The following is a 26,728-nucleotide window of genomic DNA, read 5'->3' as shown; positions in this document are numbered from 1 at the left end:
CTGATTTGAATGATGACGGCTAGTAGCCCGCATCTGTCATTGCCTCGCAGAATTGGTCGAGGGCTTCTTCGGCTCGCTTCAGCGACTCAACGTCCTTCTGGACTTCGCTGACAGTCGTTGAGTACATCGCAGCGATGAATTCGATGATGGCAGTTTTCAGCATTGGGGAACTCCTCACGAGTGCGGTGACCGCTGATCGTCCCGCGGCCCCCGCCCAAGATTTTGCGTATTCTTAAGTGATAACGATGAAGGTGGGATCGTAACCGATGTGGATCACGGAGTGGCAGGCGATAAGCGCGAGGATCACGGGGCTGGTGGGAGCGGGGACGTTTTTTCTCCAGACGCGGGAGAACGACGATTATTCCGTGTCTGAGGACCTCATTCAAAACGCCACGCGCACCGCAAAAGATGTGGTCGTTTTTCGCGATCGTTATGCAAAGGTTTTTCGACCTCAGGCGTTCCAGTGCATTGAGAATTTTGTCCGCGCCTACGACGGTCGGTTCTACATATTGCCGACGCAGAAAGTTTCCCCCAAGCCCAACGGGTTTTCTGGCGTTACGGTTGCCATTACGACCCTGGAGTCATTCCGCATTGAATTCGACCACTTGATTGCAGACGTCGATGAGCTCACTCGAAGCCTCGCCGTGCGATCCTTTCTCCATCTACAGCGCAGCATTGTGGCCGACGATGCTGTCCGTGAACGCTGGACAGCCGCGTACAAGGCAGGCGAAACAGCGTGCGAAAAGCTGGGAGCGTGCCAACTCCTCCTCCACGGCATCTGGGCTTTCAAGGCAGTCGGTACTGGTGAGCAGACGGATCTGGTTGTGAACGAACCGATGATAGTGAACGATGATATTAGGCGTTCTTCTCACGGGCTGGTGCTCACCGAGTGGAAGATTGTGCGATCCCAGGAACAGCTGAGGTCACAATGCGAGGCTGCATTCAAGCAAGCCAGAAGCTACACCGGAGGCATTCTTGCAGGCTTTCCGGTGGCGTCAACCCGATACCTGGTCATGGTGTCGGAGGATGTGTTGCACATGCAGGAGTCCATCGTCGACGGAGAGATCATCTACGAATACCGCAATGTGGCGGTGAACCCCAAGACGCCGTCGAAACGGAAGTAGCGGCCAGACAGGCACGGAGATTTGAGTCATGCTCGCTGCCACGGGTCTTAAGAGAATTCACCTTCTTTTTCGAGGCCATGCTGTCGCGATTCTTATTACCCTCTGCACCCTTACGTCCGCCGTCGGTGTGTCCGTTGTTTTCGGAGCCGGTTCACCACCGGTCCTCGTTTACAGTCTCGACAAACGGTCTGACAAGGCGGACCGCGATTATTATGGGATCACCTTTTCATATCGAAAGGGGGGATCGATCTTCGGCCACGCGCTCGTGTCCTGGTTCTATCGCCCCGCAACCCGCGCCGACGATCAGAACGAAAACCAGATGATCGGTTTTTATCCTTCACCCCTCTTTTTGCGAACGAAAGTCGCAACTGGCACCGCTGGTCAACTTGAAGACGACGCGGCGGGTCTCATCAAGCATCGGGATGTCGAGAGCATTTCCGAGATATTGATTGTGAGAGTAGATCGGGCAACTTATGAGGCGACTCTCAGCCAAGGCAAACTATGGGTAAATAAGCGATATGAGTTGTTGTCGTCTGACTGCGTGAGTTATCTGGCGTCAATCGTGCGCCAGATTGGAATCGCCGAGCCTACCCGATTCCTTTCTCCCACCCCAAGTTTGTATGTGCAAGGCTTAATTGAGAGCAACGCGTTCCAATACTAGGAGGGACCATGAATATGCCAGCCAAACCCCACGATACGAGCAGCTATCTCGGGTCCGTTGCTTTGGCGTGTTTTATCGCCGCATTCGAAGGACTCGCACTAACCCGCCATGACATCACTCCCGAAGTCGGAATGACACTCTGGATCGTCTTTACTCTCGTGCTTGGCCTAACTATCGATGTTCCGCGCCCGCCAACTGCGAAACAATTGACGGTTGCATCTTTGCTGCCCGCACTGTGCCTCTTTCTCGCCCTCGTGTTCAAGGGTGCTCTCCAAATTGTGTCGAAGAGTGTCTACGTCACTGTTGCCAGTATTGGCAATGTGCCCGACGATTTCTATCAGCAGCAGCAACATCTGCAACGCTATGGTCTTCTTTATGGTGTCATATTCCTGATTACCATTCCCGGAATCATCGCGGCAATCTATGCTCGGCAAAAGTTGATTGATCTGTTGTCGTCTCTCATATCACTTAAGCCAGACTCGGTAAAGCGAGTCGAAACGCTTACCAAACTGATTCTGGGGATTCTTGGGACCGTGGGTTCCGCGGCTGCAGCGTTTGTGAAGTGATCGATGCTTACATCCGAGCCAGTTGGTACTTCTGCGCCGGCCGATGCCGAGCCCGGCAGAGGGCATAGATGCCTCTGCCGTTGTGGATCGCGAAAACGACGGAGGCTGGAGGGGTGGGCATGGTCTGAATATGACGCCTTAAGCTGATGTCAGAGCATTCTGCTGGCCTCCCCCGAAGAATGTGCAATCTGGAGGCAAAAAGCAAGCGGCCCGCCTTCGGAGCGGGCCGCTAGAGATTGGAGCGGGGTGAGGAATCGAACCTCATTCGTTGCTCATTGGGCGGCCGCCACTTGGCGATTCAATGCAGTCCTTCGATTGGGGGAGCGCTGATACCACCACGGCCCCGCAGCAACGCCGCTCCCATCCACCCGGTTTTCGCGTTGCCAGAATTGCGTGCAGGCCGAGGCTGTCTCTTCCCGTGACTGCGCGCACCGTGATTGCTGGTTCTGCAGTGGGAAGTATTCCTCGAATTGCTTCTGACGTCGCTATTGATTGAGATTGTCATGTGTGCTGTCTCCTGTGCTTTTGCAGAAATATGCGCGGCGACGTGAGCAGTACCAACTCCCCCAATCGAGACCCACATCGAGGCTAGTAAGACGACCTTTGCCCCCAAGCCTCAGACTCCTAGTTTATCGCAGACCGCGGAGAGACTCGGGGCTGAGTCACGACGGCGTAGAACCTGCTGAAAGCGGGATAATAGTCTCAGCCCAATGATTGGAAAATGTAAGTTGTGCCTCACGGACGGTGTAGAGCTCCAGAGCAGTCATTTCCTGCCCGCGGCCGTCTACAGAGCCATGCGGAGCAAGTCCAGCCCAGGGAATCCAAATCCCTGGGAAGTCACTCCCAGCTCTGCAAAACAGACCTCACGTCAGGTGAAGGCGCCGCTGCTTTGCCGGGATTGTGAGCAGCGATTCTCAAGCAACGGTGAACGATGGGTTTTCACGCATGGCCTGAGGAACGATGGCACGTTTCCGCTCGCAGCCATTCTCGCGTCCCGGGTGCCGGTCGCATACAATCCCTCAATTTCCTCGACAAAGGTTTATTCCGCCGCGCAGATACCCGAAATCAACCAAGCCGCGCTGACCTATTTCGCGGTCAGCATGTTCTGGAGGGGATCGATTCATCCCTGGAAACGGGATGGAACCTGCCCGGTTCCGCTCGGTCCGTATGAGGAGCCCGTTCGGCAGTTCCTCCTCGGAATCGCTGGCTTTCCCGTCGACGTTACTCTGAACGTTGTCGTGCGTGAACCGAGCGGGATCCGTTACCTGACCCACGAGCCATTGGGTGAGTGGCGTGGCGATCTCTTTGTGTCAAAATTCCCGATGCCTGGCCTTGCATTCGCCCTGAACGCCGGCAAGGCGCTGCCGGCTCCACTGCGCAACACTTGTTTCGTGCGTGGCTCAGGGAATCCCATTGTGCTTAGCGGCACGCTGGAGCAGCCGATTCTCGATGAAAGTGTCAGGATGATCAAGAGCGGGCGCCGCAAGCCCTGATTGTCATGATCGAGCGTGGGGTCGTCTAGGTCCGCATCGGCATGACGACGTAGCGCTGCTGGTACTCGAGGTTCATGCTCTCTGGAACAAGCATCCCCGCGGTGTTCCCATCCTTGAATGAGAGTCGCATCGCCCCCTTCTCTCCGATGGTGCGGAGGAACTCCACCAGATAGCTGCCGTTGAACCCCACAGTGAGCGGCTCGCTGCTGTAGCTCACAGCCAGCGTCTCTTCCGATTCGCCAAGCTCCGGGGTCGAGGAACTGATGGTGAGCGTGTTCTCGGCGAGGTGAAGTCTCACCCCGTTCGAGCGAGCATCCGCGAACTCGAGCACACGCTGAATGGAGGTCAACAGGTCGGCCGACCGAACCACCGTCGAGTTGGGGAGGTCTTTCGGCATGACGCCCTCGTAGTTCGGAAACTGCCCTACGAGCTTTCGAGCACTTAACTGGCGCGAGCCAATGCGGAAGAAGAGGTTGGCCTCATCCTCGCTGAATTGCAGCTTCTCTTCCTTCGTCGCCGACAGCAGGGCGAGCAAATCGGTGAGACACTCGCGCGGGATCAGCGATTTCTGGACGTTTTCGACTGGAATGCCCTCTTCCGGAACCACGACGAACGACAGTCTATGCCCATCGGTCGCGACCATGCCTGCGCGGTCAGGACGCAAAAGCAATTGGGCAGCCCTCAACAGGTAGCGATCTTCGCCGGTCGAGACCGCGAAAAGACTCTGACGCACGAGCGTCCGCAGTACGCGGCAATTGAGACCGATAGCGTGCCCTGACGGGGAGGGCATCTTCGGAAACTCGGAGGGCGCGCGTCCCGGCATACGTGTACGTGAACTGCCGGCGTTCACCTGGAGATGGGAATTCGCCAGAACCTTGAAATGAACGGGGCCACTGGGCAGCAGTTTCAAGTAATCCAGGAATTGCTGCGCGGGCACGGCCGCGGTACCTGTAACCTTGATCTGCGCCGGGCATTCTGTCTTCAGCGAGCGCGTCAGATCAGTGGTGCTGATCGAGAGCCTGCCGTCTGCGCTCGCTTCGAGCAGCAAGTGCGTAAGGATCGGCTGCGTGGTCTTGGTCTCGCTGATGCGCGCTGCGATCGTAACCTCAGCGAGGAGATTGTTGCGGTCGACGCTCACTTCCATGAGCGGTGTGTCGGTCTTAGGTGTAGTGTTCGAAGAAGCCATTTGCGTGCTTTCCTTTCGATGGTGGCGGGACGAGCACAGCTCATCCACGCCGCGCGGGCTCCCGCCGTGCCGGCGCGAAGATTGGACAATGATTGACCGTTTTGGATGGTTGTTGATCGGAAGTGGCTAAGCGCTGACCGTACAGCCTCTGAGCTTCAGTAGCTGCAACGAGTGATCCGATGTACATCGGACTGAAACTCAGTTGCGGCGCGCTGGTAGACGTCGTCGAGCGTGACTTCGACCGTTCTGCCCGTATGATCGACGGCGACGGCGATTCCTGTCAGATAACGGTGCTTCTCTGCACCGATCTCCATGAGCACCGCGATCTGCTCCTCGGTGAGATGACGAGCCAGCTCTGCATAGAGATCGATTGAGCCGTCGCCTGTTTCTTCCTCGAGTTCAACATCTGAGGAGGGCCACCCTCCATACTCGTCTTCTGAGTAAATCCCAAGGAGAGCAGGTGATTCTGTGGTGCGGGGTGCTTCAAACACCTGCAGGTTGCGTTTCTCGGCCCATGCGCGAAAGGCGATTTCATCCCGAACTTGAAAATAGTTGCTGCGTGCAGTACCGCACCAATCGGCCATCGTATGCCTCCGTTTATGAAGTGTTCCGCCGCCGATCCTTCTCATGCTGCTCTCGGGAGAGTTCCGCGATCTTGCGTCTCCAACTCCCCAGAGGGAGCCCTCGAAGCGTCGAGGATCTTTTCCGGAAACGGGAAAGACAGCCAGGGCGCGTAGAAGGCTCCGTTGCAAAGGCAAATACTCACGACAAGTCTGTCGATGTCCATCCCGAAGAGGCGATACGAGTAATTGCTGGCGGAGAGCAGCATCCTGCCAGTTCCAACCGCCGGTTCCTGTACCAGCCGGAGGCGGGGATCACTACGAGGCGTCTCTCCGCCTTCGAACACCATCATCGCCATCGCATCGCACAGAGAGTGCGGCGTCGGATAGTACGCGTTGGGGTTCCACCCCTTGCTTCTCCGCTCGGCAAGATAGTGGCCCAGGTAGTCATGTGGGTGGAGGATCAGAGGCTCGAAATTGAAAGTGCGATAGAGAGCCTCCGAGGTAGCTTGCTCGATCTCGGGCATGACCTTTGAGACGGAGAGCCCCCACGCCAGCCATGCAACGAACTTCTCAAATGCGGTCCAGGATGAGTCGCGATAGGACAACAGCTCGACGCATTTTTCGATCATCTTCAGCCCGGCTGGGAAAGGCATCGAGCTGAACTCGATGCGCGGGATAGGTTCGTCGAGCAGGCGTCCTGCCTCGAAGGTGCGCAGGTAGTGAATCCACCGTCCAGGCGCTCCGGGATGTGCATCGGCGAATTGAACTTGAAACAGGAGCCAGCCTCGATAGCTCCAGGGTGGGATCGGGTCGCTCAAAAACGGCATCCGTCCGTGCTCAAGAACAAACCGGTTGACGTCGAATTCCGCGGGATTCTCCGCGTGCGTAGCAAGGCGCATGAGAACCTCCGCGGTGCGGCTTGAGATTAGTTCGGGAAGAGGATGAGGGCGCAGGCCTGACGGGGACGCTCCACACCTGCGGCTGCTTTAGATTAGGCGGCGGGATCAAGCTCGTCGTCCGACGGTTCGTTCTCCGCAATCTCAGCCAGAATCTCTTCGTCGTCTTGCGCGTCGTCGCTCGATTCGACCGGAGCGGCAGCGGACGTGGTGGCAGGCGCAGCAGCAACTGACGCAGCCGTTGGCGCCGCACCAAAATCGAACAGGTTGGCAGTCGTCGGTATCGCCGGTTTCTTCGGCTGCTCAGGCTTCACAGCCTCCTTTGCTGGCTTCGTCTCGGCGGTCTTTGCTCCCGGCGATCCGGAGGTCTCCGGTTTCGAAGCCGTCTTGGCCTTCGCTCCCTGCCGCGCAGCCTTGGCTGCTTCGGCCATCTCTTCTTTGGCGATCTCAAGGGTGTTCTTGAGGTCGAGGTGTGCTCCGACAAATTGCGTCAATGTGGATGGCAACTGCTCGTCGAGTTCCGCCGGCGTCCCAGTGACGCTGACTGGAGTGGAAAGCGCAGCGTTCTCGCTATCGTTGAGCCTCTTGGGCATGACGATCACGCGAATGACATCGCCTTCGAGTGGATTGGCCAGAATGACGAGGGAGCGCTGCTGAAGCAGAGGAGCCAGTTCCTTGAACATGGTTCTACCTTCCTGTGAATGGAATTGTGAAGTGGTGTTGTCTCCTGGGTGAGGAGGCGGCCCCGCTATGCGGCTCGCTTCTTCGCGGACTGGAGGAGTCTTCGAGACCGTCTCCGGATTGTTTTCCAGAGACCGGGGTCTACAGGAATCGTGCTCATACGGCCCGTGGCCGCGTTGTAGAACGCGCCGTGGTGCGCGATGGCTCCGTAACGGAAGAGTCGCGCCAGCATTGCTAGAGCGCTGGTTGCCAACACATGGTTGATGTAAGGCTCCTGGCGCTCTAACGCCTCGGCCGCGCTGCAACTGGGCAGTGGATCTTCTCCAATCTGGGGAGCAGCGATCTCGGGGTAAAGCTCAACGACGGTACGCAATCGTGATCCAATGCGACGATTGCGGCCGTTCGCGGGCTGGCCGAGAACGAATTGACCGCTGGCCGCATTGTTCCCGAGGTCGAGCCAATAGGTGATGTGGCTCCCAGATCTGGTTAGGACGTGCGCGATCGTTTCGCGGGCGGCGCGTGTGTCGACGCAGCTGATCACCAGTTGCGGCTGGGCAGTATGGTCCTTCAACGAATCCTTGCGAAAGTGGTGGGGAAAGGCTTGCCAGGTGAGGCCCCAGAAGAGGTTCACGCGATTCACCAGCACAATCGCTTTGTTTAGCCCGATGTCTGAGCTGGCAAATGGCTGACGGACACAATTGGTTTCTGACACCATGTCGCCGTCGGCAAGCGTCACGCTCAGGCCCGCATGTCCCCACACGCGCAGGGCTTGGTGCAGATAAGGGAGATGAAGGAAAACGGCGCTGCCGTTCCCTCCGGCGCCAATGACGAGAAGGCTGATCGGTTGCGAAGACTTGCGCAGCGATTCGGCAAGAGCGTGTTCAATAATCATTGCTGCGCCTCTTTTGTTGAAGAAACTCCTCAGCTGTTTCCGGGAGTTCAATCAGTTGCTCCACCGGGAACGCATCTTTGTCCGCCAATTCTTTCCACAGTCCCTCAAAACCGCCCGCATGACGTGTTACGCGTCCTACGTTGCCGTGCGTGAACTCGCTCTCATAGAAGCTCTTCTCCCATTGCCCGATAGAAGCGACGGTTGAGACCTTTGGAGCGCGCATCGATCCGATGCACACGCTGCCGCTTTCATAGAGATTCCAGTAGGGGGCAACCGAGAGCCCGCTTGCCGCGGAGGGGCGGCGGTTCTCCTTGAGCGCCCGCACGAAAAGCGAACTATCCTGGGTCAGCCATATCAGCGCCGGCTGCGGAAAGTTGCGGCCGTTGATCCCTTGAAGATCCCCCTGCGTGTCGCCAAAGAACATCGGCCGTATCTGCGCCGGCGTCCACCAGGCGATCGTTCGATCGGTACGTGCCATCACGTTGTCGGGGAGGAACTCGATGGGGATTTGGCCACCGAGCGAGTGGAGCAGCGACTGCAGAAAGTCGACAGTTAGCGGATTCGCTGGCCCCAACTCCGGCTTCTTCGTGCCCTTTGTCGCCACTGGATGGTGAGTCACAAACGTGTTCCCCATCTCCCAGTAGTGACGGTCCGTTGAGTGGTAGATCAGGAGAGCTTCACGCAGCTCGAAGTGCCGGTTCTGTCCGATCTCTAGGCTCACGTGCATGTTGCTTCTCCCAGTCGTTTAGCAGGTTGACCAGCCCGGCGAGTTCCATGTTCAGTCTGAGAAAGATGTGCATGGTGCGCAGCGCGGCATCGAACTCCTCCGGATGGTCTGGACGGAACGCTACCGTGCACGCCGGTTCGTTGCTGGCCTCGTTGTAGTGCTCCGCTTCGTAATCCCAGCACGCGTGGATCGCGTCGTTGTCTCGAAAGACGATCAGGACACTGGGAACGGGCAGGTCGTCATACTCCTGCTCGAGACGGACAGCGTCGCTCCTGAGGCGCGACAGACGCATGACGTTAAAGAGCTTCTCGATCCAGGCGCCATGGGCACCCTTCAGGTGTTGTCGCAAGAGCCTGCGGGCCGCCCGAATGTCCCACTGATCGACGATTTTCACTGAAGGCGGAGTTGCTTCCTCCACCGGTGGGAACTCGTAATTGTCGCGGCTTTCGGGGTCGTCCTCCTCCATCATTTCGTGAAGCCGCTCGTTGTACCACTCGGCAGCAAAATGGTCGTAGATGGGCATCCATCGCCGCAAGGCGCGGCCAAGGACAAGGTAGAAGGCCGCACCGAGGCACGGGTCCTGGTTATCGAGTTCCTGCATTGCCGCGCCGATGATGAGAAAGCCGGCCGTCTGTAGGTCGAATTGCGCCACGAGTTTGCCGGTGCCGACGCTCTCACCACGATGGTAGCCATCCCCGAAGTGATCTCGGATCTCACAGGCGTATTCAAGGTTGTCCTTGAAAATGTCGCCGCAAAGTTGTTCGATCATTTTGTCGATTGCGTTGCGCGCGAAGACGACAGGAATCTTTCCAGATGCGAGCCACAACTGTTCGTCGACAAGCTTCCGCTCTACAAGCGCAACGCACAAGCGGTAAAGAAGCTCTCCGTTTGTTTCGATTTGATATGTCGAGGGCACGGAGCCGAGAGCTGGCAGCGTCTCGCCCGAGCCAACTCCGAGAAGCATCAGGCCAGAGGAGGGAGTAGCTCGGTTGGAGCTGTCAGGATTGAGGCTGACTTGGCTAGGGACCTTCGTGCCGCTTCGGCGACGGCATGGGAGAGCCTGATGGATTCTTCGCATTGGAGGTGCCTCGCGATCAGGCGATTGGCCTTCTTCGGTGGAGTATGCTCGAGCGCACGAAGCTCGTCGAGGACTGTGCGTGACTTCGGCGGCCGTTTGTGAGGCATATGGCCCTTTCTTCGGAGCAGGGATCGATTCAATACTCCAGCGTCGCGGCTAACGCGCGCCGAGCGGGCATTCGAATCCAACCATTGATTTCCTCTCTCTACTCGGTGCGCAGGGCGCAAATCGGGTCGATCCTGGCGGCTTTCCAAGCTGGAAGGAGGCAGGCGAACGTTGCGGAAAGCAGCAGGGTTGCGATAACCGAGAGATATACCGCGGGGTCGAGCGGGCTTGTTCCGTAAAGCACGGAGCTGATAAGACGCGTCACGCCCAAACTGGCTGCGACGCCGAGGACGAGACCGAGCGCCGCAGGTCGCAGGCCGTCCAAGAGCATGAGCCGCAATACTCCTTCGCGTTTTGCTCCCAAAGCCATACGGATACCGATCTCCACGGTACGCTGGGTCACCAGATAGGCAAGCACGCCGTAGAGGCCCACCGCCGCCAGCAACAAAGACAGTGCCGCAAAGCTCAATACCAGGGTCGCGCTGAAACTCGAATTCGCCGTCGACTCCCCGACGATTTGATCCATGGTAAGAACATTCTTGACAGGAAGATTTCGGTCGAGTGACGCGATGAGCCTTTGAATGGGAACTCCGAGCGGCAATACATCTCGCGCCGAGCGCACCACCAGCACTGAGTCGCCTGAATTTCCTGGGATGCCCGAAAGAATCGGAAACCACATCATTGGGCGAACCGGCTTGCCAATCTCGTAGATCGTATTGCCGACGACACCGACAATCTCGTAGCTCTCGCCTTCCGGCGTCCTCCACTCGACACGCAGATGTTTTCCGATTGGATTTTCGTCGCCCGGAAAGTACTGCCTCACCAATTCCTCGTTCACAATCACGAATTTGTCCCGCTCCATGCGCTCATCGTCGGAAAAGAACCGTCCACGGACCAGACGAATCTGCATTGCGGAAAAATAGCCCGGATCCGCAGTGCGGTACGCTGCAAACCGATGGACTCCGGTTGCCTCCGCAGGATGCTCGGGAATCCAGACCTCATGATCGCCGTAGTATCCACCGCCCGGGACCACATTCGTCAGTCCGGCGGCTTCGACACCTGGCAGATGCCGCACTTTATCCAGCAACTGCGTATCGAAGTCGACAATCTGTTCCGGCTTCGAATACTTCTCTCCGCGCAGAAAATACGTCATAGTCAACACGTGCTTCGTCGTGCAGCCGAGATCGACCGTTCGTAGCCGCACAAAGCTCTTGAACAGCAGTCCGGCGGCGATGAGCAGAACGACAGTCAGTGCCACTTCCGCAGTCAGCAGGGCTCGGCGTAGCGAAACGCGCGCTGCATTTCCTCCAACACCTCGCGAACCATCCTGCAAAGCCGCCAGGATAGGACCGCCGGTCGACGAAATCGCTGGTAGCAGGCCAGCTAGAATTCCAGCCAGCAATGTGATCGCCAACGCGAAGCTGACGGCAAGCCCGTCGGGACGGACATCGTAGGCGCGTGGTAGCTCGGTCCAGTGCCCTACTAACCACCTTGTTGCACCCACTGCAAGCAGCACGCCGAGACCTCCGCCAGCGAGGCAAATCAAGAGGCTCTCCGTCAATTGTTGTCGGATCATAGAAAGACGGCTGCTTCCTAATGCGCTGCGAATGGCCATTTCACGCCTGCGTGCAGCTGACCGCGCCACAAGCAAGTTCGAGAGGTTGAGACACGCAATTGACAGTAAGCAGACTACCGCCGCCAGCAACACGTAGAGTGGGGTCTTCACATCGCCCACGACATCTTCAAGCAGTGGTATTGCGACGACGTCTTGCTCCATCGGCCCTGATCCGCGTAATCGCGTATAGAGCTGCTGCTCGACGGCGCTGACTTCCTGAAGGGCCGCAAAAGCGGAAGCGCCATCTTTGAGTCGCGCCACGACATGAAAGATGTGGTTGAAGTGGGTCAGAACCTGGTCCGTGGTTACATCGACTTGCCACGGAACCCATAGTTGAATCTTCGGATCGGGATATTGAAACCACTCCGGCAGTACTCCGATCACGGTGTACATTCGGCTGTTCAGGCGAATCGTTCTGCCGAGAATTCCCGGATCACCGTTAAACCGTCGTTTGAAGAAGCTCCAGGACAGGATCACGGTCGGTTCCGCACCAATCTGGTCGTCTGTCGGCGTTGACAATCGGCCCAGCGCTGGATTGACGCCAAGCGTCGCAAACAGATTCCACGAACAGGTGCCTGCGTTGAGGAACTCAGGAAGGTCCCCACCGTTGCTGGACATGTTGTACCCACTCCATCTCCAGATCGCCATCTGCTCATAGCCGTGCGAGACCTTCTCCCAGTCGTAGAAATCTCCCGGAGCTGTTAAATTACCGGTGCCGGGCTGCGATCGCTCGTCGTGACTGTACAGCGTGACCAAGCGATCAGGACGTGGAAAGGGCAGGGGGCGAAGGAGCACAGAGCGCACAACAGTAAACAGGGCAACGCTGGTTCCTATTCCAAGCGCCATGACCAGGATCGCGACGAGGCTGAAACCGGGCGTTCTCATTAGCGTACGCATGGCGTACTTCACGTCGCGTGCCCATCCTTCTAGGGAAGGTAAACCACGCCGGTCTCGAACCACCTGTCGAACCTGTTCCATGCCTCCCAGTTCGATCAGGGCTCTGCGTCGAGCCTCTTCCTCGGTTACTCCTGTACGTCGCAGATCGTCGATGTGCATTTGCAAGAGACTATCCAGTTCATCTCCAACATCGCCGTCCCGATCCTTGGCGCCGAGCGCCGTGCAAAGACGCCTCCACGCTCCTCGCAGCGTCATCATCAGACCTCCTCAGCCGGCGCAAGGAAACGGGCCAGAATCGCAGTCGTTTCCTGCCAATTGCGAGTTTCGCGCTCCAAGTGCTTTCGGCCCACTTGCGTGATCTTGTAGAACTTCGCCCGGCGATTATTGTCTGAAATTCCCCATTCCGATCGGATCGCACCATCCTGTTCCAGCTTTAGAAGGGCCGGATAAAGAGTTCCGTAATTCAGTTGCAGCTTGTCCCCGCTGGTCTGCTCGATCCGTCTGGCGAGTCCATATCCGTGTTGAGGCCCCATGGTCGAAAGCGTGCGAAGCACCATGAGCGACAACGTCCCCAGCCACACATCATTCTTGGTTCCCATTCTTTCCTCTTGGACTCCCATATATACCAAATTTTCATATGGGGGTGCAATAGGAGCTTGCAGGTTTAGTCGATGGGGTCGAGTCTGGTACGAAAAGAGAGTCGAGCTAGCCTTTGCTCCCAATCGCACGGCTGAAGGTGTAGCGGGCAGAGTCACTCTTGACTTCCGGGCCGGACAGCGCAGCGGTGGCGATCTCTGGATAGGCCGCGACCAGCGTATCCCGCACTTGCTCAGGGGACAGTGAGGGGTTGGGATCAGGGATGACGGTGCCGTTGTAGACGAACTCGCGGCGAAGAGCGGACGCAGTGAGACTGGCCATGCCAGAGCTCCTTTTCTGGTGTTTGGATTGTTGGGAATTGAACTGCTTCTTGCGATGGAAGCAGGTTTCTTGCGCGAACTGGCTGAGACTGTTCGCAGTGCGCTACTTGACCGAGCGATCGCGTCTCGGAAAGGTTTCTCCGAGCGACTCGCGTTCCTTTTTGCGGACTTCCTCGAAATCGACGGATATGCTCACACGGCTGCCATTGACATAAATCGTCGCTTCGTGGATGAGGTCCAGCAGGCCTGTGCGATGTTCACCATACTCGTGCAGTAGGTCGCGCTTGAATCCAGTGATCACCTGTGCGCGGCCGTCTTCGTGGATCTCTGCAACTTCATAGACATCGGCCAACTGGCCATACACGGCTTCGGCGACTATCGCATAGCGGCTCAGCCTCATCACTCGATCACGTATCTGTTGATCGTCAGAATCGTCGAGGCCTGCGGCTGGAACCTCCACCCTGAGAACTTTTCGCTCGGAGGAATATCTGATCCCTCGCAGCGGCATCTCTCTCAGAGAGCAATTCTTCTTGAGCACAGACATGAGCGCCTTGAGCTTGTCCTCAACACTCATGTCGTTAGCGCTTCTAATCTGATCGAGCGTTGCCTCGCTCTTTGCCCGCATCATGGCTTGTTCTTCCGGAGACGTGGCATAGTGAAGGGCTTGAGAGCGGAGTTCCCAGTCACTCTCCAACAGATCAACTATGTCGAGTCCGAAGATTCCCACGGCCGCGTCAATCGAGAGAATGCATTCGTGCAGGCTGGTGATGTTGTTAAGGAGCTCATCCTCCGTCCACTCAGCAGTGTCGACCGCACGCGCGGCTCCTCTCTTGATATTGCGGAAGAGCACGCTTCCCGATTGATACGTGACGCCGTGAGATCCGCTGTGCGAGACCGCATTTCGGACGAGCGGGCTATACCCGGACAATATCCGGACTTGGGGATCTTCGTTCTTGATCCTGGCCGTAAGGTACTCGTCCTTATTGCGTTCGCCCTGGCCGAAGTTTGCGGCCTCGAGATCTGTGAAGCTCCCTTCCACAAACTGATAGGAGGCTACAAGAAGGGTCAAGTACGGGTCGATCAGATCAGCCACGATGCTGCGATAGATATTTACGAGATGCGCATATTCTTCGTGCGTGCCCGGCGTGTAGGAGCCGGTCTTGGCGAATTCGTCAAGAATCCGATTTCGGTTGATCGCAAGCCGTCTACGGATTCCGACCCATGGCAGGAAAACCCCCAGGAGGAACTGTCTCGCATCTTTGCCGCGAGCTTTATGCAGGAGAGGGAGTACGAGGTGGAGATTGGCTAGTCGCAGTTCTAGGTCACCAGGTCCGTAGACATCGCGCAACAGCTCTTTGCGTTGCATCTGGTCCAAATCGTCAAGACTCTTTCGGAGATAGAGCAACGAACTGGGGATCAGCGCATTCAGCACAGCGTCAAGCTCGGCTTTGGACCGATCTGCGCGAGATTCCTGGTTCTCCGGGGGAACGTCCATTGAGGGCCTTCTCCTTCATTCCAGCATGCCAGGAGCCGAATCTACAACAGTCCAGACCACACCAGGGGAAAGCTGGTGCAAATCCTCAGGTGGTGGAGTGAAGGGAGTCTTCGTTTTCAAGCGGGACACCCCCCACTTCAAGATAGGCGTCGCCGCCGATTTCAATTAGAGTGAGCCCACCCTCATCAATTGCGACCTCGGAAGCCTCAGGAAGGGATTCGATCCATCTACGCAGTTCCGCCGCCCCGATTGCCACACTAGCCTCCTACCTGACGCGCAGGCCGATTTCCTGGTAGAGCGAGCAGCGGCGTGTCAAAGAATTTCGAAGCTTCCCGATCGCCCATCAGGTCGAGGTACTGGAGTTCCATCTTGCCCGACTCGATGAGCTTGCCAGCTGCCTCGCTGATCGCACGTGCGCGGTCGACGGGCATTGGGTTTTCGTCGTCTTTGAGCGCTTCGATCGTCTCAAACAGATGATTGCGAAGATCCGTCAGCGTGTTTCTCATCGTGTTCTCTCAGTCTGCGCTTGAGTGCTCCGTTGAGCCTTATGGCGTCAGCCAACTGCGGCGGGAAGCGATGGATGGTGTTGCGCCGCATCAATTCGCGCCGCGAGATAAGCTCGAAGTTATCGAGCGCCAGGTGTGCTTTGTTGCCGTCCTTGAAGGCGACGGCAAAGCCTTCCGGCACCGGCCCATGCGCCTTCCTCCACATCAGGATGTGCTCCCCGACCCAGTCGCGTGGGGGATAGCCGGTGTCCGAAACCTTTCGTTGGAGATAACCTTCTTTCGAGTAGCGGGTCGTGCCGATCGGCTTCCAGGTGTGCGGTTTGTTGCCCGGTTTGAATTGCGTCTCGGCCATGCGGCCGCGAGACCATCCCGGCCTTCGCAATCCCTTGTTGGCCGGGACATGGCCTGGAAGAAAGCGGTGCGCGGCTCCGACATTGTCGCCTCTCCGCAGCCGGCAGGCATCCCGACTGGCTAGATACTTTGCGGACTTGCGCAATCCCAGGAGGATGGCGCGCTGGTAGACCGAGGTAATGCTTCGCTTCAACGTCTTTGCAAGCCTTGCCGTTGGTTTGTGCGGATAGTCTGCACGAACCAGATCGATTTCCCATTCCTTCCAAGGGCGTCGCTTGCGCATGCAGGCCTCCTGGGTTTTTTCGAAAGACTCAGCCGAAGAGTCTCAGCTGCTCTCCGATGACGTAACCGGTAGGCCAGATGGAATCGGGCTCCTCTTTCTTTTGTTGCTTGGAGTGAACGAGCGTGAGGCCGGAAGGATGAGCCTGCGGTGAGTCAAACAAGCCCTCGCCAAATCCCGATGCTTGCTCGTCAGTTCCATCAGATAGTTGGGGCTTTGGAGTGGCTGCTAGTTGCGAGGCTCTCTCTCGTTTCAGCTCCTGCCAGACGGCATCTGCGGATTGCCCCACGTCGCTTTGTTCGACAAGTTCACGCGCCATCGCAGCGACTAGGTCCTCCTCGATGCCCATGGAGTGGATCCCTTCGCCTGAGAACTTGCCCTCGAGCATCAAGGCTACGAGCATCTTGCGGCCCATGAGGCGCAGGCACGCCATCTGTGTGGTGCCTGCGTAGACGAAGAACTTCACGTGCACATCGAGGAACTGGCCGATCCTCCACGACCGGCGAGACGCTTGTCTCAGTGTGTGCAGCGAATATCCGGTCTGGTAGAAGTAGATCGTCGGGAACCAAAGAAGGTCGAGGCCCGTCTCCACCAGTTTCGGGTGACAAATGACGACGTCGACTCCCTCCTTGATCTGCTTCTCATACCAGAGTTCTCTCTGGAGAGGCGGGACGGTGGGCCGAAGCACGGCCACGCGGAAGCTTGCATTCTGCAACACATGCTGCAGTCGGGCAAGAACGTCATGTTCGTGGGTAAACGTCGCGTAGATCTGGCACCGTCTGCCGCGGCTCAACTCACTCCGAATGTCGTCGATGAGCTGTTGTTCTTTCGGGTAGACGACGCTGCGAGGCAACTCGGGTGCCGTTGTAACTAGGAACGGCACCATTTTCTTCTGCTTCGGGTCAAACACCTTGCCCCAGATCTCTCCGATGCCGAAGGGATGATCCGGATAGAGAATCAGCCGATGCATCATGAGGCTCATCAGGCTTCGATTCTTCCGGTTTTCCTTGAGCGCGGCCCGGATATCCTCCTCGATCTTTCGATAGGCCGCGGATAGGGTGTCATCCATCTCAACCTGAAGCACGCTCTCCTCGTAAGGAGGCAGGAAGTCCGCAATATCTTCCAGCGAGACGAACACGGTCGAAGACATGAGGAAGCGGCCAAAAAGAAGCGGAGACGCACCGGGCCTTCGTACCAGCCGGACCGTGCTCTTTTCAGCATTGCTGCAGGCGTTGTCGGAGTCCGGGATACGCTCGATCGATTCGAGCACCCCATAGAGCGCCTGGAATTCAGTTTCCCCCGCACTGGAGGCCTCAAAACCCTCCTCGACCATCTTGCGAGGATTCATGCGGAACAGAAGTCGAAATAGATCCGAGGCATACCCGCCCATCAAAGTTCCCGTGGCGCCGATCAGTTTCCGCGCGCAGCGGCGGAGAACATCGAGGTTGTTACCTTGGGCCGTGTCGTTCGCAAGCTGATGCAACTCGTCGGCGATCGCATAGTCCCAGTAATGCCGCATATAGCGGCTGATGAAATCGAGGGGCGCCATCCGCTGGATCTTGGCGTTGTCTGCCTGCCAGAGAGCGGCGTGCCCCTTCGTCCCAACGCGCGCTCGCTCAAACTTCTCAGAAAGTTTGACATCTCCAAAGTCCGCTTCATGGAGATAGCCGCCGTCGGCGTTGGGGATCGGCAAACCAGTGTCTGGATTTGTGACTAGCCTTCGTTCAAGCCGCGAGGCGCGTACGGAGTAGGCGTGTTTCCAGTAGTAGCTGAGTTTGCCCGTTTCGCGACTGACGATGAAGTAGGTTGGCGTGGCCCACCTGCGCCGCCAGGCTCTGCGCCCGATGCGACGAAGATCGGAGAGCGTCGTCTTCTCTCCCTTGGAGACTGCGTGGCCATTGCGGAGCCGCATTTCTACTACTCCGTGAGGCTTCTTTTCATCCCCTCCGTTGCGAAAGTCGTAGATAACGAACACGCGTGCATTAGGAACAGTGATGAAAATCTCACGCGCCCACTTGAGTACCAGATGAGGAGGGCACATGACGATCGTGCTGTAAGGCTTCCCTGCGGCGTGCGCATGAACAATGCCGGCCGACATAAGTGTCTTTCCCGTGCCACACTCGCCCACGATGTTCACGGACTTCGCTGTCGTGAGATACTTCGCACATCCCGTGATTGTCATTGCCTGCACTGGGAGCGGCTTGCGCAAGAGCGTCTTCAGCTCAGCCGCCAGATCATCTTTCGGGCCCTGCAGGGGTGGATACATCTCGACAATGCGTGAGCCCAGCTCTGATGCGTAGGCGCGGAGATAGTCGTAACAGGTTTCCACGCGACTCTCCTTCGACTAGTTTTCGGTAGCGAACGAAAAGCCAGCTTTTGCTGGCTTGGGGACGTGACTGGTGAATGCAGCAGAAAGTCTCGAAAATCGAACTCGGCATTGGCTGTCGCCCGCGCGTATCTCCGAAACGGCGGCCATCAACGCGCACCTGAGTGGAGAGCTATGGCCTAGCCTGGTCGCGCCTCTCGATCAGATCCTGGTGAAGATGATTCAGTTCCTCGATCGCGTCGGCTCCGCTGACCGCTTCGTTTTCATTGCCGAGCCACGGAAATCTGTCTTCTAGAAGGGCGAGCACCATCTCGACGAACGTTGGCGTTTCGGGATTGTCTTTGGACATGAGCGACCTCCGTGGGGCGGGAGCTGTCGGGTAACTTTGTGGCAGTCTGTAGAGAACCCAATCGCGACCTCGCCTCGCGAGGTTCCTCGCGGGTCCGGTTTCGATTTCACGAGAAAGGTGTGGTGCGCGTGCCGGATCGGCACAGTGCGCGAGAGGATGAAGCTGGGATGAGATGATGGTCGCGCTTAGGCGACGCGAAGGAGCTGCTCCAGCGAGAAAGTCGGCCACTGGACGGGACCGTTCTTCTCTGGAAAAGGCAGCATGCCGTCAATGAGTGCTTTGCCAACGCGCGCAAGAAGATCGGCTCGCGTGGCTTGGATGATCACAGGCTCGCAACCGATACCCGTGATTCGCCGTACGCGATCGTCGACATCAAGTTGAGCGAGGATGTAACCGGCCCAGCGCGGATCGGCAGGCAGGCCGAGCAAGCTAACGAGGGTCGACCACGCAAGATCGAGTGTTTCCTCTTCATAGTTCATGAGGATGGTTTTCCCGGCACTGCCATTACTCTGAAGCGAATGCGAGGACACCAGGAGGTGTCGTACGGGGCGAGGATATCCGGCCGGTTTGAGCAGTCCTTTGTGGCATGCAACGTGTTTACCAAAGCGTGCGGTGCTCTTCGAGCCATCCGGCGAAATCAGTTCCAGTTCGTGATCTTCATGGATTGCGGCAGTCACCGCTCCGACCTCAGCGTCGTTGCCGAATGCGCTAAGCAGGTGAGCCTGTTGTCCCTCGCCAATGTACCGATCGACGTGCAGCCAGATTCTGGTCTGCTGCTTACCGCTATTGCGTTGATACTCAAGCCTCCCGAGTCGCAGGTGTGCATTCTCCATTCTCTTCCCCCTTCCTCTTATCAGTGAGTACAAGGGTTCTCCCGTCTTCATAAACGAGGGCGACCTCATTGGAGAACCGCTCCTGCCGATGGACTTCGGTATATCCCTCCTCTTTTTCGGTGAACGTCGTTTCGTATTTCCTGGTCTGCCAACGCGCGATATGGCGATCAGCACCTGCGCCAGCTACTCCATTCAACATCCCAGCGGTGCAAAGGAGCCCGACATGGCCAGCATGGAGCGGCGTGATCGGCCTCTCGATCGGCATCTGTTCTTTCGGGAGAAGCTGTGCAGCGACTCTCCTCCATGCGGAGGATTGCACGGCCAGATCTTCCAACTCATCGAGTGGGAGCCCTCGATAAGCAAGGTGCGCCGCGCGCGTTGACGGCAGCGCAAACTTTGGTTCATTGCCGGTGAGGATCGGCAGTGCATTCGCATAAATTGCGCTTTCAAGCGCTTTGCGGTTGCTTTCCTGAGCATCGGCAGCGATGCGCCTGCGCACCGCCATCAGTACAACTTGATTGAATCGTACAGACTCTGGTTCTGTGAGTCGCAAAACACAGAACCATCCAAAGTGCGCCGATAAAAGAGGTATGCACTGTTCAAGCTGTCCCTGCTGAACCACAAACACGAGTACGCCGCTGAGCGCAAGCCATCGATAGGTGTGCTTCAGAAACAGATACTCCATACGCTTGTTTTCGAATGTGCCTATCTCCGAGTCGTAGGGCGGATTGAGATAGAGGAGCGAAAAGCTCTCGACTGGTGCGCTGGCTCCAAAGAGGTTGCCGTGGATGGTGAAGATGCCCGCTTCGCTGGCCCGCTGTGCGCGAGTCACATCCAGTTCGACGCCATAGCGCGAAACAGCGGCGCCGGAGGTGATCTCTAAGAGCGGAGCCCCAGTCCCCACGCATGGGTCGAGTACACTGGCTCCTTCTGCTGGAAACTCGAGCAGGTTGCGTAGGCGTACAGCCTCCCTGTCAGGGAGGGGGTAGTAGCCGAGTTTAAGCCTGCCTGCGTTACGCATGGAGCCTCCAATGAATGTTTTCTCTCATGGTGTTGGTTTATGAGTATGGTCGGAGCGGCAGGGATGGCGGGTATTCAGGAAGTGCTCGGGTCTCGTGCAAAGTCCGAAGCCCGATCTTCCGATCTGGTTAGGTCTGGCTGTCGTACAGGATCTCGAAGTCTTCCAGATCGATCCGCAAATGTTCCGGTCCGCCATCTCGAATCGCCCTTGTCAACGCTCGTTGTTCCGCAGCCTGGACGTATCGGGCGAGGTCGCCCGCGCTGGAGTTGCTATCATTGAACCTTTTTGACAAGGTAAGAACTCCGTCCGCCAGCAAGAAGCCTAGCTTCTTGCCTCTAAGCAGGGCAGCCAGCAGGCGTACACGCAACTGGGCGTTCGGCAATGGAACCTCGATTTGTTCGTCGAAGCAACTCAAGACGTCTTCATCGACAAGATCGGCATTGCGCGTGGTTCCGATGAGGAATACGCGACCACTGGCATTTGGTGATGAGTTCATCTCCTGCTGGATTTGGGAAGCGATCTCCTCGGAGAGGCGATCTCTGTGCTCGTACGATGATTGCTTCGGCGTCAGCTTAGCGAGGTTGTTGAGGAAGATGACGACCGGAGCCATTGAGCGCCCGCGCTCGAAGAGTTGCTGAACCGCATTGGCGCTGCCGCCCAGGATTGTGGCCTTCAACTGTGCGATGGTGGGCGCTAGAAAATTCAAACCACCCTCTCGTGCGAGGGTTCTTGCGGCGCGTTCCTTTCCTGTTCCCGGCTCGCCAATCATTAGGAGGCCCTTCGGGACAGATACTCCGTGCGCGCTCCAATCGTCCGCACGCTTCAACAGAGCGCATAGAATCTTGAGACGCTCGAGGATGGCGTCCTCAAGGATAAGATTCTCCCAGGTGAACTGCTCGTCGACGCTGCTATTCCGTAATCTTCGGATTGAGGTGACCGCTTTGCGAATTTCTTCCTCAGTTGGATCATTGGACGCACGGTCCGAGCACAGTGCCGCGGCGAGATTCAATAGATCGCGGCCACTCATCCCCTGTGTCAGCGCTCCTATGTCTGCAGTAGGCCGTGCGGTCACTCCAAGCGCTCGAACTTCCTGGGCGAATATCTCGCTGCGGTTCTCGCTGTCGGGAAGTTGAATTTCCACCACCCACCCGAAGCGGGAGACAATCGCATCGTCCAACAGATCGGGCCGGTTTGTTGCCCCAATCAACAGAATTCGGGAGCGTTCGCGCGCTCCATCCCATTCAGGAAGGAAGGACTCTACGATTTCCTCGCTGATTTTGTCTGCCTGATTTGCACCACGGCGCGTGAGAACGCCTTCGCAATCGTCTACGAACATGATCGATGGCTGGTGACTGCGAGATTCATTCCACTTTGCACGAACCTCTTGTGCACTATCGCCAAGATTCGGTCGCTTGAAGTCAGGAAGCGAAAGAATCTGGATGTGGCAGTTCAAAGTCTCAGCAATCGTGCGCGCGATCCAGGTTTTCCCGGTACCGGAAGGACCTTTGAGCAACAAGCCACGTGGTGCGGCCGGATCACTATCCTCGAACAGTTCCAGCCGCCGGAGTAGTTCGACCTTCTGGTGCTCCGGAATATGGACGCGCCCCCAGAGTTCGGAGGAGCGGTCGATTCCTTCAAGTTGCTTCCTGGCAAGCGCCAACTGATCCGCGGCTTCCCACGTCCGACGCAGTGCGGCAAAAGCGTGTTCCGCAGCGTGAAGGTCGCCGCTGACCTCCGGAAGTACGGAGAGGAAAGCGCGCGGAAGGATATCAGCTGTGTTCCAGCTTGCCTTATCTACGTTAACCACGAACGTATCTAACTCCACGAACTCCAAGGAAGGCAGGAGCAGTGCAAGGTCCCGCCCCTTCCAATTCACGGCAATGACTGGCTTGCCAGGTTCTGAAACCGTGTCGTATCCCCCGTACTCGACAACGTCGTAAGAAGTGTGGACGCCAGGCACGCGTACAACACGGCTCAGATTGTGGCCGAGAGGTATTCGGATTTCGAGTCTGGCGTCTCGCTGGAAAAGCGAACGCGCGTCGCGAGCGAAACCGCGGTTCCAGTGCAGCTCAGTCAAGAGTGCTTGCTCGAAGGCCTCCGCACCAGTTCGGATCAGCCTGGTCAGAAAGCCGAGACGCTGGCGGCAGTACATTTCCCAGACGCGCCCGGCCTCGTTATTCTCGGCAAGCGCCTCCAGGCGCTCGACGGCCTCTACGCGGGAGGCCTTCCGCTGGATCCAATATTGGTCAAGTGCTGCGCTCATGTCATCCGGCTCCGCGATGACATAGCTATTGTAGGACGGATCGGCGATTGCGTTCTGCGCTACTGTTTCCATCGCACCCTCCCCAGTGTTTCCGATGAGCAACAATTCAGGCGGCCCGGAGTAAATGCTCAAAGGCGGGTGTAGGAATAACTGGCTGTGCCGGCGCCGGTCCTGAGTCCGGTCCATCTGGTGGATCGCTCGTAGGAGCGATAACTTTCGAAAGCGTTTCGCCACCGCAACCACCGCAGCTGTCATTGGCCGAGTTGTTGACCGCGTTGCATCTGGAGCAATACATCGCTTCTTCGATGGGAATGGTCACAAAGTTCGGCTCCGCATGGAACCGGTAAACATTGGCCATAATCACCTCGTGAGTTAGAGAATTGCGTGCCTCGTCGCTAGGCGATTCGTCGTGCGGCGATGGTTCCCAGATGCTGAACCAATTGCGCCAGCACCTCGAGGCTTGGGATTTCCGCGACAGTGCGAATGTTGAGATCTTCCATCTCTGCCATTAACTGGCCCGTACCGAGTCGGCGGGTCAATGCTCCGACCCGCCGTACAAGGCCAGCCGCTGTCTGCATTTTTCGGAGCACTTGAAGCTGGCGCAGACGGGTACGGATCCCACGGGCAACATCACATTGCCCTTCGTTAATCAGAATCTCGGCATAAATCGCATCCCCGAGCGTGCTCCTGAAACTCTCGATCTTCCGGGTCGTCCCCATATTAAGAAGCGCGGGACTGCTCGTTGAAATCGGAACCACCTTGAGTTCGGGAGCGCCCGACACACGATCCCTCCTTGGCCACGCCCACTGTGGGAGTTCCGGCACCACGGTCGGTTGTCCATCGCGGTCAAGGGGAACCCAGCATGGCCCGAGGTCGTAGAGATAGCGGCCCAGCCCAAACCGGCTGCAGGCACGCTTAAGCGCCTGGGCGTCGGCCTCCATCATTGCATTCGGGTCATCTGCCCAGCGTTCGCCAGTACCGGATCGGGTGCCCAGACCATCGATCCAAAGCGTACAAGCTGCGAAGACCTTACCGCTTCGAGCCGTTTCTCCGTTGCGCACTCTTGATAGTCCATCGAGTGTGCTGACGGAGTAATTTTCGCTCCAACTTGCTGCGCCAACCACATCGTTCAGACGATCCGTGTATGCGCGGGCGTCGGCGTAAGCGAACAATTTGCCTTTGGCGCCGTTAGCAGCCTTGTCGACTACGAGCCATCGGATGAGGGAGACAGGAAACGGATCGCAGAGATTCTCGATCAGCTTCGCCCGCTGATCAGCGGCAAGCCGGCGTTCTTTGCCCTTCATGGGTCTACTCCTGGAGGTTGACGTCGATCACGGGGGAGTTGGTCGAAATGCCTGTCTCGTAGCACGGCCCGTTGTTGCGCTGTCCGGCTGCCGAACTTGGACGGGGGGGATTCAGTATCGAGTGCATTGCCTCAGGAGAATGCTTCTGTCCTCAGAATGGTATTTCGTTCGGGTCTCCGCCCTGTTCTGAGTACGCGTAGTCCTGCCCGGGATGCTGCTGTGTGTTGGATCGCCGCACTTGTCTTGCGCCATTCCCGTTCTCGCTGCTGTAGTCTGCTCCGTTCTCGTTGCCGTTGTTGAACGACAAGAGGGTGAGATCCAGGATGACGATCTCCGTCCGGTACTTCTTCTGTCCGGTTTCTCGGTCGTCCCAGGATCTTGTCCGGAGCTTTCCCTCAACGTAAATCCGAGAGCCCTTCTGGACGTAGTCCCTCACAACTTCGGCCGTCCTGCCAAACGCCACCAAGTTGTGCCACTCGGTGGTTTCATGCGATTCGCCCATCCTGTCCCGGTAAATGTCGTTGGTGGCGAGCGTGAAGTTCGCCACAGTGTTGTCGGCTTGCAAAACGTGAATCTCCGGGTCTTTGCCAACATGGCCCAGAAGAATGCTCTTGTTGACCGTCTTGCCCATATCTTTCCTCCTCTTGTCGGATGGCATAACTTCTCTGGCTCTGCTTTTGAAAATTCAGGTCTGCTCGTAGGAATCTGCCCGGCATGGAGTAGACTTCGCGCACAGCTACAACTGGCTGAGCAGTACAACAAAGCCTGTTGCACCAGTTCAATCAGTAACGAAGCTCTCATCCGTAGTGCGCTTTTCGGGGAACGTTGTCCTTGTGCACGGGGCATTTATGTAATCAACTGGCGCGCAGCGATCGCCGCACAATCATGTGAACGCGTTGCAGGGCGGACTGCTCACAAATGGCCGCGAGCAGCAGTGCGTCGGCCTGAAGGCGTTCCACTCAGATCGGTCAACTGTAAACGTGCTCGAGCGCTACGTCGCGTCCGATCTCAGACATCCCCTTCTCGTCATATCGATAGAAGCGTCCCGTGATCCGATCGATATTGAGGTATCGACGGGTGCGCGAGTGCTTGTACAGAATGATCTGGCCGGACCTCCCCACATACATGAACTCGGCGCATTTTTCGGACGAAAGCACCGACTCCAGTGGCTTCCAGTCCGGTACGTTGACTGCAACAATAGGCTCCATATTCGGTCTCCGAAGCTACCCGTAAATGAATCGATAGAAAATTCCGTTCTTCTCCGCCGTTACGACCCGCGTGAGCGGTCCGGATGAATCGTATTCACCCATAGAAAAGCGAATGTTGGCGTATCCGAGTTTTTCAAGCAATGGCGTTGCCGTTTCGTCTTCTCATCTCCAGTAGGACCGGGAGCAAAATTCCGGTTCTTCGGCGGCGGCGTCTCCGATCACCTCGAGGAGGTCGAGTATCTCCGGCCCCTCCGTTGCGCTTTCATTCGTCTCCGTGCGGGAGTGGATTCTCATCATGGCTCGCCTTACCACAGTCATGAGGCGAGTGCTCGGGCTATGAACTCTATCGCGTGCCGGCTCGACTGTGTAGTGCTCCACTCGGTTGCCGACACGCTGCGCCTGATCCGACTTCACTTCGGTGAACATTACGTCAGGAGCGTCGATACCAAGTTGCCGCAGCACTGGTCTGAAGTAGTCGACATCCTGAAGGTCTGTTCCGGCCATCTCGTCATCCAGGTTTGAATAGATAACGTCGCCGTCTGCGTCCATGACCGTGCAGAAGACATAATCCAACGGTCGGTCATACCCCAATGTGACGGTGACCTCGCGTCCACGGCTTGCTGTCGTCGACAGGATGTGTTGCGACATAGAGTCTCTCCCCTCTTCGCTGTCAGGCCGCAATGTTCTTGATGTATGGCTGCGTCAGGAGCTTTGATCAGCGGGGCCGGAAGTTGCGGTCTTCGGACGAACTGCAATGTGGGTGTGCTTGCAGCGAATACACGAAACCGCTGCGGTTATGGCGCAAATTGCCTTATGGAATTCCGATGGAGCCAATTGCAACTCGCCCGCTACGGTATAGAAAGTCGGCTGCACGTCGCGCCCTGATTGTCCGCCGCCCGCGAGGAGTTCTGGCGACAGCGTTCCTGCCTTGCCCCGGAAGAGAACCGTCGAGCGTAGGTGAGGGCGGGTGGCGCCGTTCGATGGCTCGAGAGCATGGCGCGAGATTAGTAGCTCATAGGTGCGCTCAATCCGCAGCATTTCGATTCGAACAAGTTCGGCCGCGATGACAATGGCGTGCCGTCCACTGCCGCCGAATGAGTCGAGTGGCTGCAGCCACGGGATCGGCTGACCACCCTTATTGAGGTAGCCGCAGTAGCGTCCCATACCCTCGACCGCTCCGCCGGATTCGGTGCCCTTGAGAACAAACCGGTGGGCGAGATGCTGGTGCTCGACCGAGACTCCAGGGAAACAGTAGATCCCGTTCTTCTCGAAAGCTCGCAGTATGGCTTGCGGGAGCGAGAGCCCATGCCGCCCCAGCCGCTCGTTGGCGGCTGCATGCAGGTCCTTCGGCGGATTCTTATGCGAACGATTGGGTGTCATACGCATCGCTC

At 57.4% G+C, this 26,728-nt stretch carries 29 protein-coding genes; 4 read left to right on the top strand and 25 right to left on the bottom strand.

Annotated features, from left to right (window positions below):
- Window positions 1-19: 19 nt before the first annotated feature.
- Window positions 20-163, bottom strand: a complete 144-nt coding sequence (locus OHL22_RS13510) for a hypothetical protein (RefSeq protein ID WP_263338163.1) — start codon at window positions 161-163, stop codon at window positions 20-22.
- 103 nt (window positions 164-266) lie between these two features.
- Between OHL22_RS13510 and OHL22_RS13505 the strand changes: the two genes are divergently transcribed.
- The 4 genes from OHL22_RS13505 to OHL22_RS13490 all read left to right on the top strand — a co-directional run bounded on the left by OHL22_RS13505 (window position 267) and on the right by OHL22_RS13490 (window position 3,844).
- A complete protein-coding gene (locus OHL22_RS13505; protein WP_263338161.1) occupies window positions 267-1,124 on the top strand; it encodes a hypothetical protein in 858 nt (285 codons plus the stop codon).
- Window positions 1,125-1,152: 28 nt separating this feature from the next.
- Window positions 1,153-1,785 carry a hypothetical protein gene (locus OHL22_RS13500; protein ID WP_263338158.1) on the top strand — a complete coding sequence of 211 codons (633 nt, stop codon included), beginning with the start codon at window positions 1,153-1,155 and terminating at the stop codon, window positions 1,783-1,785.
- Between the two features lie 14 nt (window positions 1,786-1,799).
- Window positions 1,800-2,351, top strand: a complete 552-nt coding sequence (locus OHL22_RS13495) for a hypothetical protein (protein WP_263338155.1) — start codon at window positions 1,800-1,802, stop codon at window positions 2,349-2,351.
- Between the two features lie 794 nt (window positions 2,352-3,145).
- A complete protein-coding gene (locus OHL22_RS13490) occupies window positions 3,146-3,844 on the top strand; it encodes a hypothetical protein (RefSeq protein ID WP_263338152.1) in 699 nt (232 codons plus the stop codon).
- Between the two features lie 25 nt (window positions 3,845-3,869).
- Here the strand turns inward: OHL22_RS13490 and dnaN are convergent, their stop codons facing one another.
- From dnaN to OHL22_RS13370, 24 genes are all read right to left on the bottom strand, one after another.
- Window positions 3,870-5,030: a DNA polymerase III subunit beta gene (gene dnaN / locus OHL22_RS13485; RefSeq protein WP_263338149.1), complete on the bottom strand. Its 1,161-nt coding sequence runs from the start codon at window positions 5,028-5,030 to the stop codon at window positions 3,870-3,872.
- A gap of 155 nt (window positions 5,031-5,185) precedes the next feature.
- Window positions 5,186-5,614, bottom strand: a complete 429-nt coding sequence (locus tag OHL22_RS13480; RefSeq protein WP_263338147.1) for a hypothetical protein — start codon at window positions 5,612-5,614, stop codon at window positions 5,186-5,188.
- A gap of 41 nt (window positions 5,615-5,655) precedes the next feature.
- A complete protein-coding gene (locus OHL22_RS13475; protein ID WP_263338145.1) occupies window positions 5,656-6,492 on the bottom strand; it encodes a DNA methyltransferase family protein in 837 nt (278 codons plus the stop codon).
- Between the two features lie 92 nt (window positions 6,493-6,584).
- Window positions 6,585-7,172: a PRTRC system protein E gene (locus OHL22_RS13470; RefSeq protein WP_263338143.1), complete on the bottom strand. Its 588-nt coding sequence runs from the start codon at window positions 7,170-7,172 to the stop codon at window positions 6,585-6,587.
- A gap of 65 nt (window positions 7,173-7,237) precedes the next feature.
- Entirely contained in the window at window positions 7,238-8,062 is an 825-nt protein-coding gene (locus OHL22_RS13465) for a PRTRC system ThiF family protein (RefSeq protein ID WP_263338141.1), read from the bottom strand.
- On the bottom strand, window positions 8,052-8,783 hold the full coding sequence (locus OHL22_RS13460; RefSeq protein ID WP_263338139.1) for a PRTRC system protein B: 732 nt from the start codon (window positions 8,781-8,783) through the stop codon (window positions 8,052-8,054). The genes OHL22_RS13465 and OHL22_RS13460 overlap by 11 nt, the downstream gene beginning before the upstream one ends.
- A complete protein-coding gene (locus OHL22_RS13455) occupies window positions 8,740-9,867 on the bottom strand; it encodes a hypothetical protein (RefSeq protein ID WP_263338135.1) in 1,128 nt (375 codons plus the stop codon). The genes OHL22_RS13460 and OHL22_RS13455 overlap by 44 nt, the downstream gene beginning before the upstream one ends.
- 205 nt (window positions 9,868-10,072) lie before the next feature.
- Window positions 10,073-12,742, bottom strand: a complete 2,670-nt coding sequence (locus OHL22_RS13450) for an ABC transporter permease (protein WP_263338131.1) — start codon at window positions 12,740-12,742, stop codon at window positions 10,073-10,075.
- Window positions 12,742-13,083 carry a PadR family transcriptional regulator gene (locus OHL22_RS13445; RefSeq protein WP_263338128.1) on the bottom strand — a complete coding sequence of 114 codons (342 nt, stop codon included), beginning with the start codon at window positions 13,081-13,083 and terminating at the stop codon, window positions 12,742-12,744. Before OHL22_RS13445 ends, OHL22_RS13450 begins: the two co-directional genes overlap by 1 nt.
- 106 nt (window positions 13,084-13,189) lie before the next feature.
- The gene (locus tag OHL22_RS13440; protein ID WP_263338125.1) at window positions 13,190-13,402 is read right to left on the bottom strand and encodes a PRTRC system protein C; all 213 of its coding nucleotides are present in this window, start codon (window positions 13,400-13,402) and stop codon (window positions 13,190-13,192) included.
- Window positions 13,403-13,504: 102 nt separating this feature from the next.
- Window positions 13,505-14,896 (bottom strand): hypothetical protein, encoded by a 1,392-nt coding sequence (locus tag OHL22_RS13435; protein ID WP_263338123.1) that lies wholly within the window; start codon window positions 14,894-14,896, stop codon window positions 13,505-13,507.
- 85 nt (window positions 14,897-14,981) lie between these two features.
- Window positions 14,982-15,152 (bottom strand): hypothetical protein, encoded by a 171-nt coding sequence (locus tag OHL22_RS13430; protein WP_263338121.1) that lies wholly within the window; start codon window positions 15,150-15,152, stop codon window positions 14,982-14,984.
- A 1-nt stretch (window position 15,153) separates the two neighbouring features.
- Window positions 15,154-15,402, bottom strand: a complete 249-nt coding sequence (locus tag OHL22_RS13425) for a hypothetical protein (RefSeq protein ID WP_263338119.1) — start codon at window positions 15,400-15,402, stop codon at window positions 15,154-15,156.
- Window positions 15,362-16,036 (bottom strand): HNH endonuclease signature motif containing protein, encoded by a 675-nt coding sequence (locus OHL22_RS13420; protein ID WP_263338117.1) that lies wholly within the window; start codon window positions 16,034-16,036, stop codon window positions 15,362-15,364. Before OHL22_RS13420 ends, OHL22_RS13425 begins: the two co-directional genes overlap by 41 nt.
- Window positions 16,037-16,064: 28 nt before the next feature.
- Window positions 16,065-18,362, bottom strand: coding sequence for an SNF2-related protein (locus OHL22_RS13415; RefSeq protein WP_263338116.1), 2,298 nt, complete (start codon window positions 18,360-18,362; stop codon window positions 16,065-16,067).
- A 169-nt stretch (window positions 18,363-18,531) separates the two neighbouring features.
- Window positions 18,532-18,708: a hypothetical protein gene (locus tag OHL22_RS13410; protein WP_263338114.1), complete on the bottom strand. Its 177-nt coding sequence runs from the start codon at window positions 18,706-18,708 to the stop codon at window positions 18,532-18,534.
- Window positions 18,709-18,893: 185 nt separating this feature from the next.
- Window positions 18,894-19,541 carry a hypothetical protein gene (locus tag OHL22_RS13405; RefSeq protein WP_263338112.1) on the bottom strand — a complete coding sequence of 216 codons (648 nt, stop codon included), beginning with the start codon at window positions 19,539-19,541 and terminating at the stop codon, window positions 18,894-18,896.
- The gene (locus tag OHL22_RS13400) at window positions 19,507-20,562 is read right to left on the bottom strand and encodes a DUF6094 domain-containing protein (RefSeq protein ID WP_263338110.1); all 1,056 of its coding nucleotides are present in this window, start codon (window positions 20,560-20,562) and stop codon (window positions 19,507-19,509) included. The genes OHL22_RS13405 and OHL22_RS13400 overlap by 35 nt, the downstream gene beginning before the upstream one ends.
- Window positions 20,563-20,689: 127 nt before the next feature.
- Window positions 20,690-22,897, bottom strand: a complete 2,208-nt coding sequence (locus OHL22_RS13395) for an AAA family ATPase (RefSeq protein ID WP_263338108.1) — start codon at window positions 22,895-22,897, stop codon at window positions 20,690-20,692.
- Between the two features lie 323 nt (window positions 22,898-23,220).
- Window positions 23,221-24,129, bottom strand: coding sequence for a Rad52/Rad22 family DNA repair protein (locus tag OHL22_RS13390; RefSeq protein WP_263338105.1), 909 nt, complete (start codon window positions 24,127-24,129; stop codon window positions 23,221-23,223).
- Between the two features lie 151 nt (window positions 24,130-24,280).
- Window positions 24,281-24,787 (bottom strand): single-stranded DNA-binding protein, encoded by a 507-nt coding sequence (ssb, locus tag OHL22_RS13385; protein WP_263338103.1) that lies wholly within the window; start codon window positions 24,785-24,787, stop codon window positions 24,281-24,283.
- Between the two features lie 310 nt (window positions 24,788-25,097).
- Window positions 25,098-25,337 carry a hypothetical protein gene (locus tag OHL22_RS13380; protein WP_263338102.1) on the bottom strand — a complete coding sequence of 80 codons (240 nt, stop codon included), beginning with the start codon at window positions 25,335-25,337 and terminating at the stop codon, window positions 25,098-25,100.
- A 162-nt stretch (window positions 25,338-25,499) separates the two neighbouring features.
- Window positions 25,500-25,985: a hypothetical protein gene (locus OHL22_RS13375; RefSeq protein WP_263338101.1), complete on the bottom strand. Its 486-nt coding sequence runs from the start codon at window positions 25,983-25,985 to the stop codon at window positions 25,500-25,502.
- A 54-nt stretch (window positions 25,986-26,039) separates the two neighbouring features.
- Window positions 26,040-26,717, bottom strand: coding sequence for a hypothetical protein (locus tag OHL22_RS13370; protein ID WP_263338100.1), 678 nt, complete (start codon window positions 26,715-26,717; stop codon window positions 26,040-26,042).
- Between the last annotated feature and the right edge of the window lie 11 nt (window positions 26,718-26,728).

It is taken from the genome of Acidicapsa dinghuensis, assembly GCF_025685685.1.
GTDB lineage: Bacteria > Acidobacteriota > Terriglobia > Terriglobales > Acidobacteriaceae > Acidicapsa > Acidicapsa dinghuensis.
Note: the sequence above shows the minus strand (reverse complement) of the source record. Positions and strands in the feature narration are given on the sequence as shown.

Bases quoted from the DNA above. Each gene is read 5' to 3' on its own strand.
- OHL22_RS13505 (WP_263338161.1), top strand. From the start codon at position 267: ATGTGGATCACGGAGTGGCAGGCGATAAGCGCGAGGATCACGGGGCTG.
- OHL22_RS13410 (WP_263338114.1), bottom strand. From the start codon at position 18,708: ATGTCCAAAGACAATCCCGAAACGCCAACGTTCGTCGAGATGGTGCTC.
- OHL22_RS13390 (WP_263338105.1), bottom strand. From the start codon at position 24,129: ATGAAGGGCAAAGAACGCCGGCTTGCCGCTGATCAGCGGGCGAAGCTG.
- OHL22_RS13395 (WP_263338108.1), bottom strand. From the start codon at position 22,897: ATGGAAACAGTAGCGCAGAACGCAATCGCCGATCCGTCCTACAATAGC.
- OHL22_RS13475 (WP_263338145.1), bottom strand. From the start codon at position 6,492: ATGCGCCTTGCTACGCACGCGGAGAATCCCGCGGAATTCGACGTCAAC.
- OHL22_RS13500 (WP_263338158.1), top strand. From the start codon at position 1,153: ATGCTCGCTGCCACGGGTCTTAAGAGAATTCACCTTCTTTTTCGAGGC.
- OHL22_RS13420 (WP_263338117.1), bottom strand. From the start codon at position 16,036: ATGCGCAAGCGACGCCCTTGGAAGGAATGGGAAATCGATCTGGTTCGT.
- ssb (WP_263338103.1), bottom strand. From the start codon at position 24,787: ATGCCATCCGACAAGAGGAGGAAAGATATGGGCAAGACGGTCAACAAG.
- OHL22_RS13450 (WP_263338131.1), bottom strand. From the start codon at position 12,742: ATGATGACGCTGCGAGGAGCGTGGAGGCGTCTTTGCACGGCGCTCGGC.
- OHL22_RS13455 (WP_263338135.1), bottom strand. From the start codon at position 9,867: ATGCGAAGAATCCATCAGGCTCTCCCATGCCGTCGCCGAAGCGGCACG.
- OHL22_RS13380 (WP_263338102.1), bottom strand. From the start codon at position 25,337: ATGGAGCCTATTGTTGCAGTCAACGTACCGGACTGGAAGCCACTGGAG.
- OHL22_RS13510 (WP_263338163.1), bottom strand. From the start codon at position 163: ATGCTGAAAACTGCCATCATCGAATTCATCGCTGCGATGTACTCAACG.
- OHL22_RS13445 (WP_263338128.1), bottom strand. From the start codon at position 13,083: ATGGGAACCAAGAATGATGTGTGGCTGGGGACGTTGTCGCTCATGGTG.
- OHL22_RS13425 (WP_263338119.1), bottom strand. From the start codon at position 15,402: ATGAGAAACACGCTGACGGATCTTCGCAATCATCTGTTTGAGACGATC.
- OHL22_RS13370 (WP_263338100.1), bottom strand. From the start codon at position 26,717: ATGACACCCAATCGTTCGCATAAGAATCCGCCGAAGGACCTGCATGCA.
- OHL22_RS13465 (WP_263338141.1), bottom strand. From the start codon at position 8,062: ATGATTATTGAACACGCTCTTGCCGAATCGCTGCGCAAGTCTTCGCAA.
- OHL22_RS13470 (WP_263338143.1), bottom strand. From the start codon at position 7,172: ATGTTCAAGGAACTGGCTCCTCTGCTTCAGCAGCGCTCCCTCGTCATT.
- OHL22_RS13490 (WP_263338152.1), top strand. From the start codon at position 3,146: ATGCGGAGCAAGTCCAGCCCAGGGAATCCAAATCCCTGGGAAGTCACT.
- dnaN (WP_263338149.1), bottom strand. From the start codon at position 5,030: ATGGCTTCTTCGAACACTACACCTAAGACCGACACACCGCTCATGGAA.
- OHL22_RS13400 (WP_263338110.1), bottom strand. From the start codon at position 20,562: ATGCGTAACGCAGGCAGGCTTAAACTCGGCTACTACCCCCTCCCTGAC.
- OHL22_RS13435 (WP_263338123.1), bottom strand. From the start codon at position 14,896: ATGGACGTTCCCCCGGAGAACCAGGAATCTCGCGCAGATCGGTCCAAA.
- OHL22_RS13495 (WP_263338155.1), top strand. From the start codon at position 1,800: ATGCCAGCCAAACCCCACGATACGAGCAGCTATCTCGGGTCCGTTGCT.
- OHL22_RS13440 (WP_263338125.1), bottom strand. From the start codon at position 13,402: ATGGCCAGTCTCACTGCGTCCGCTCTTCGCCGCGAGTTCGTCTACAAC.
- OHL22_RS13480 (WP_263338147.1), bottom strand. From the start codon at position 5,614: ATGGCCGATTGGTGCGGTACTGCACGCAGCAACTATTTTCAAGTTCGG.
- OHL22_RS13405 (WP_263338112.1), bottom strand. From the start codon at position 19,541: ATGGAGAATGCACACCTGCGACTCGGGAGGCTTGAGTATCAACGCAAT.
- OHL22_RS13375 (WP_263338101.1), bottom strand. From the start codon at position 25,985: ATGTCGCAACACATCCTGTCGACGACAGCAAGCCGTGGACGCGAGGTC.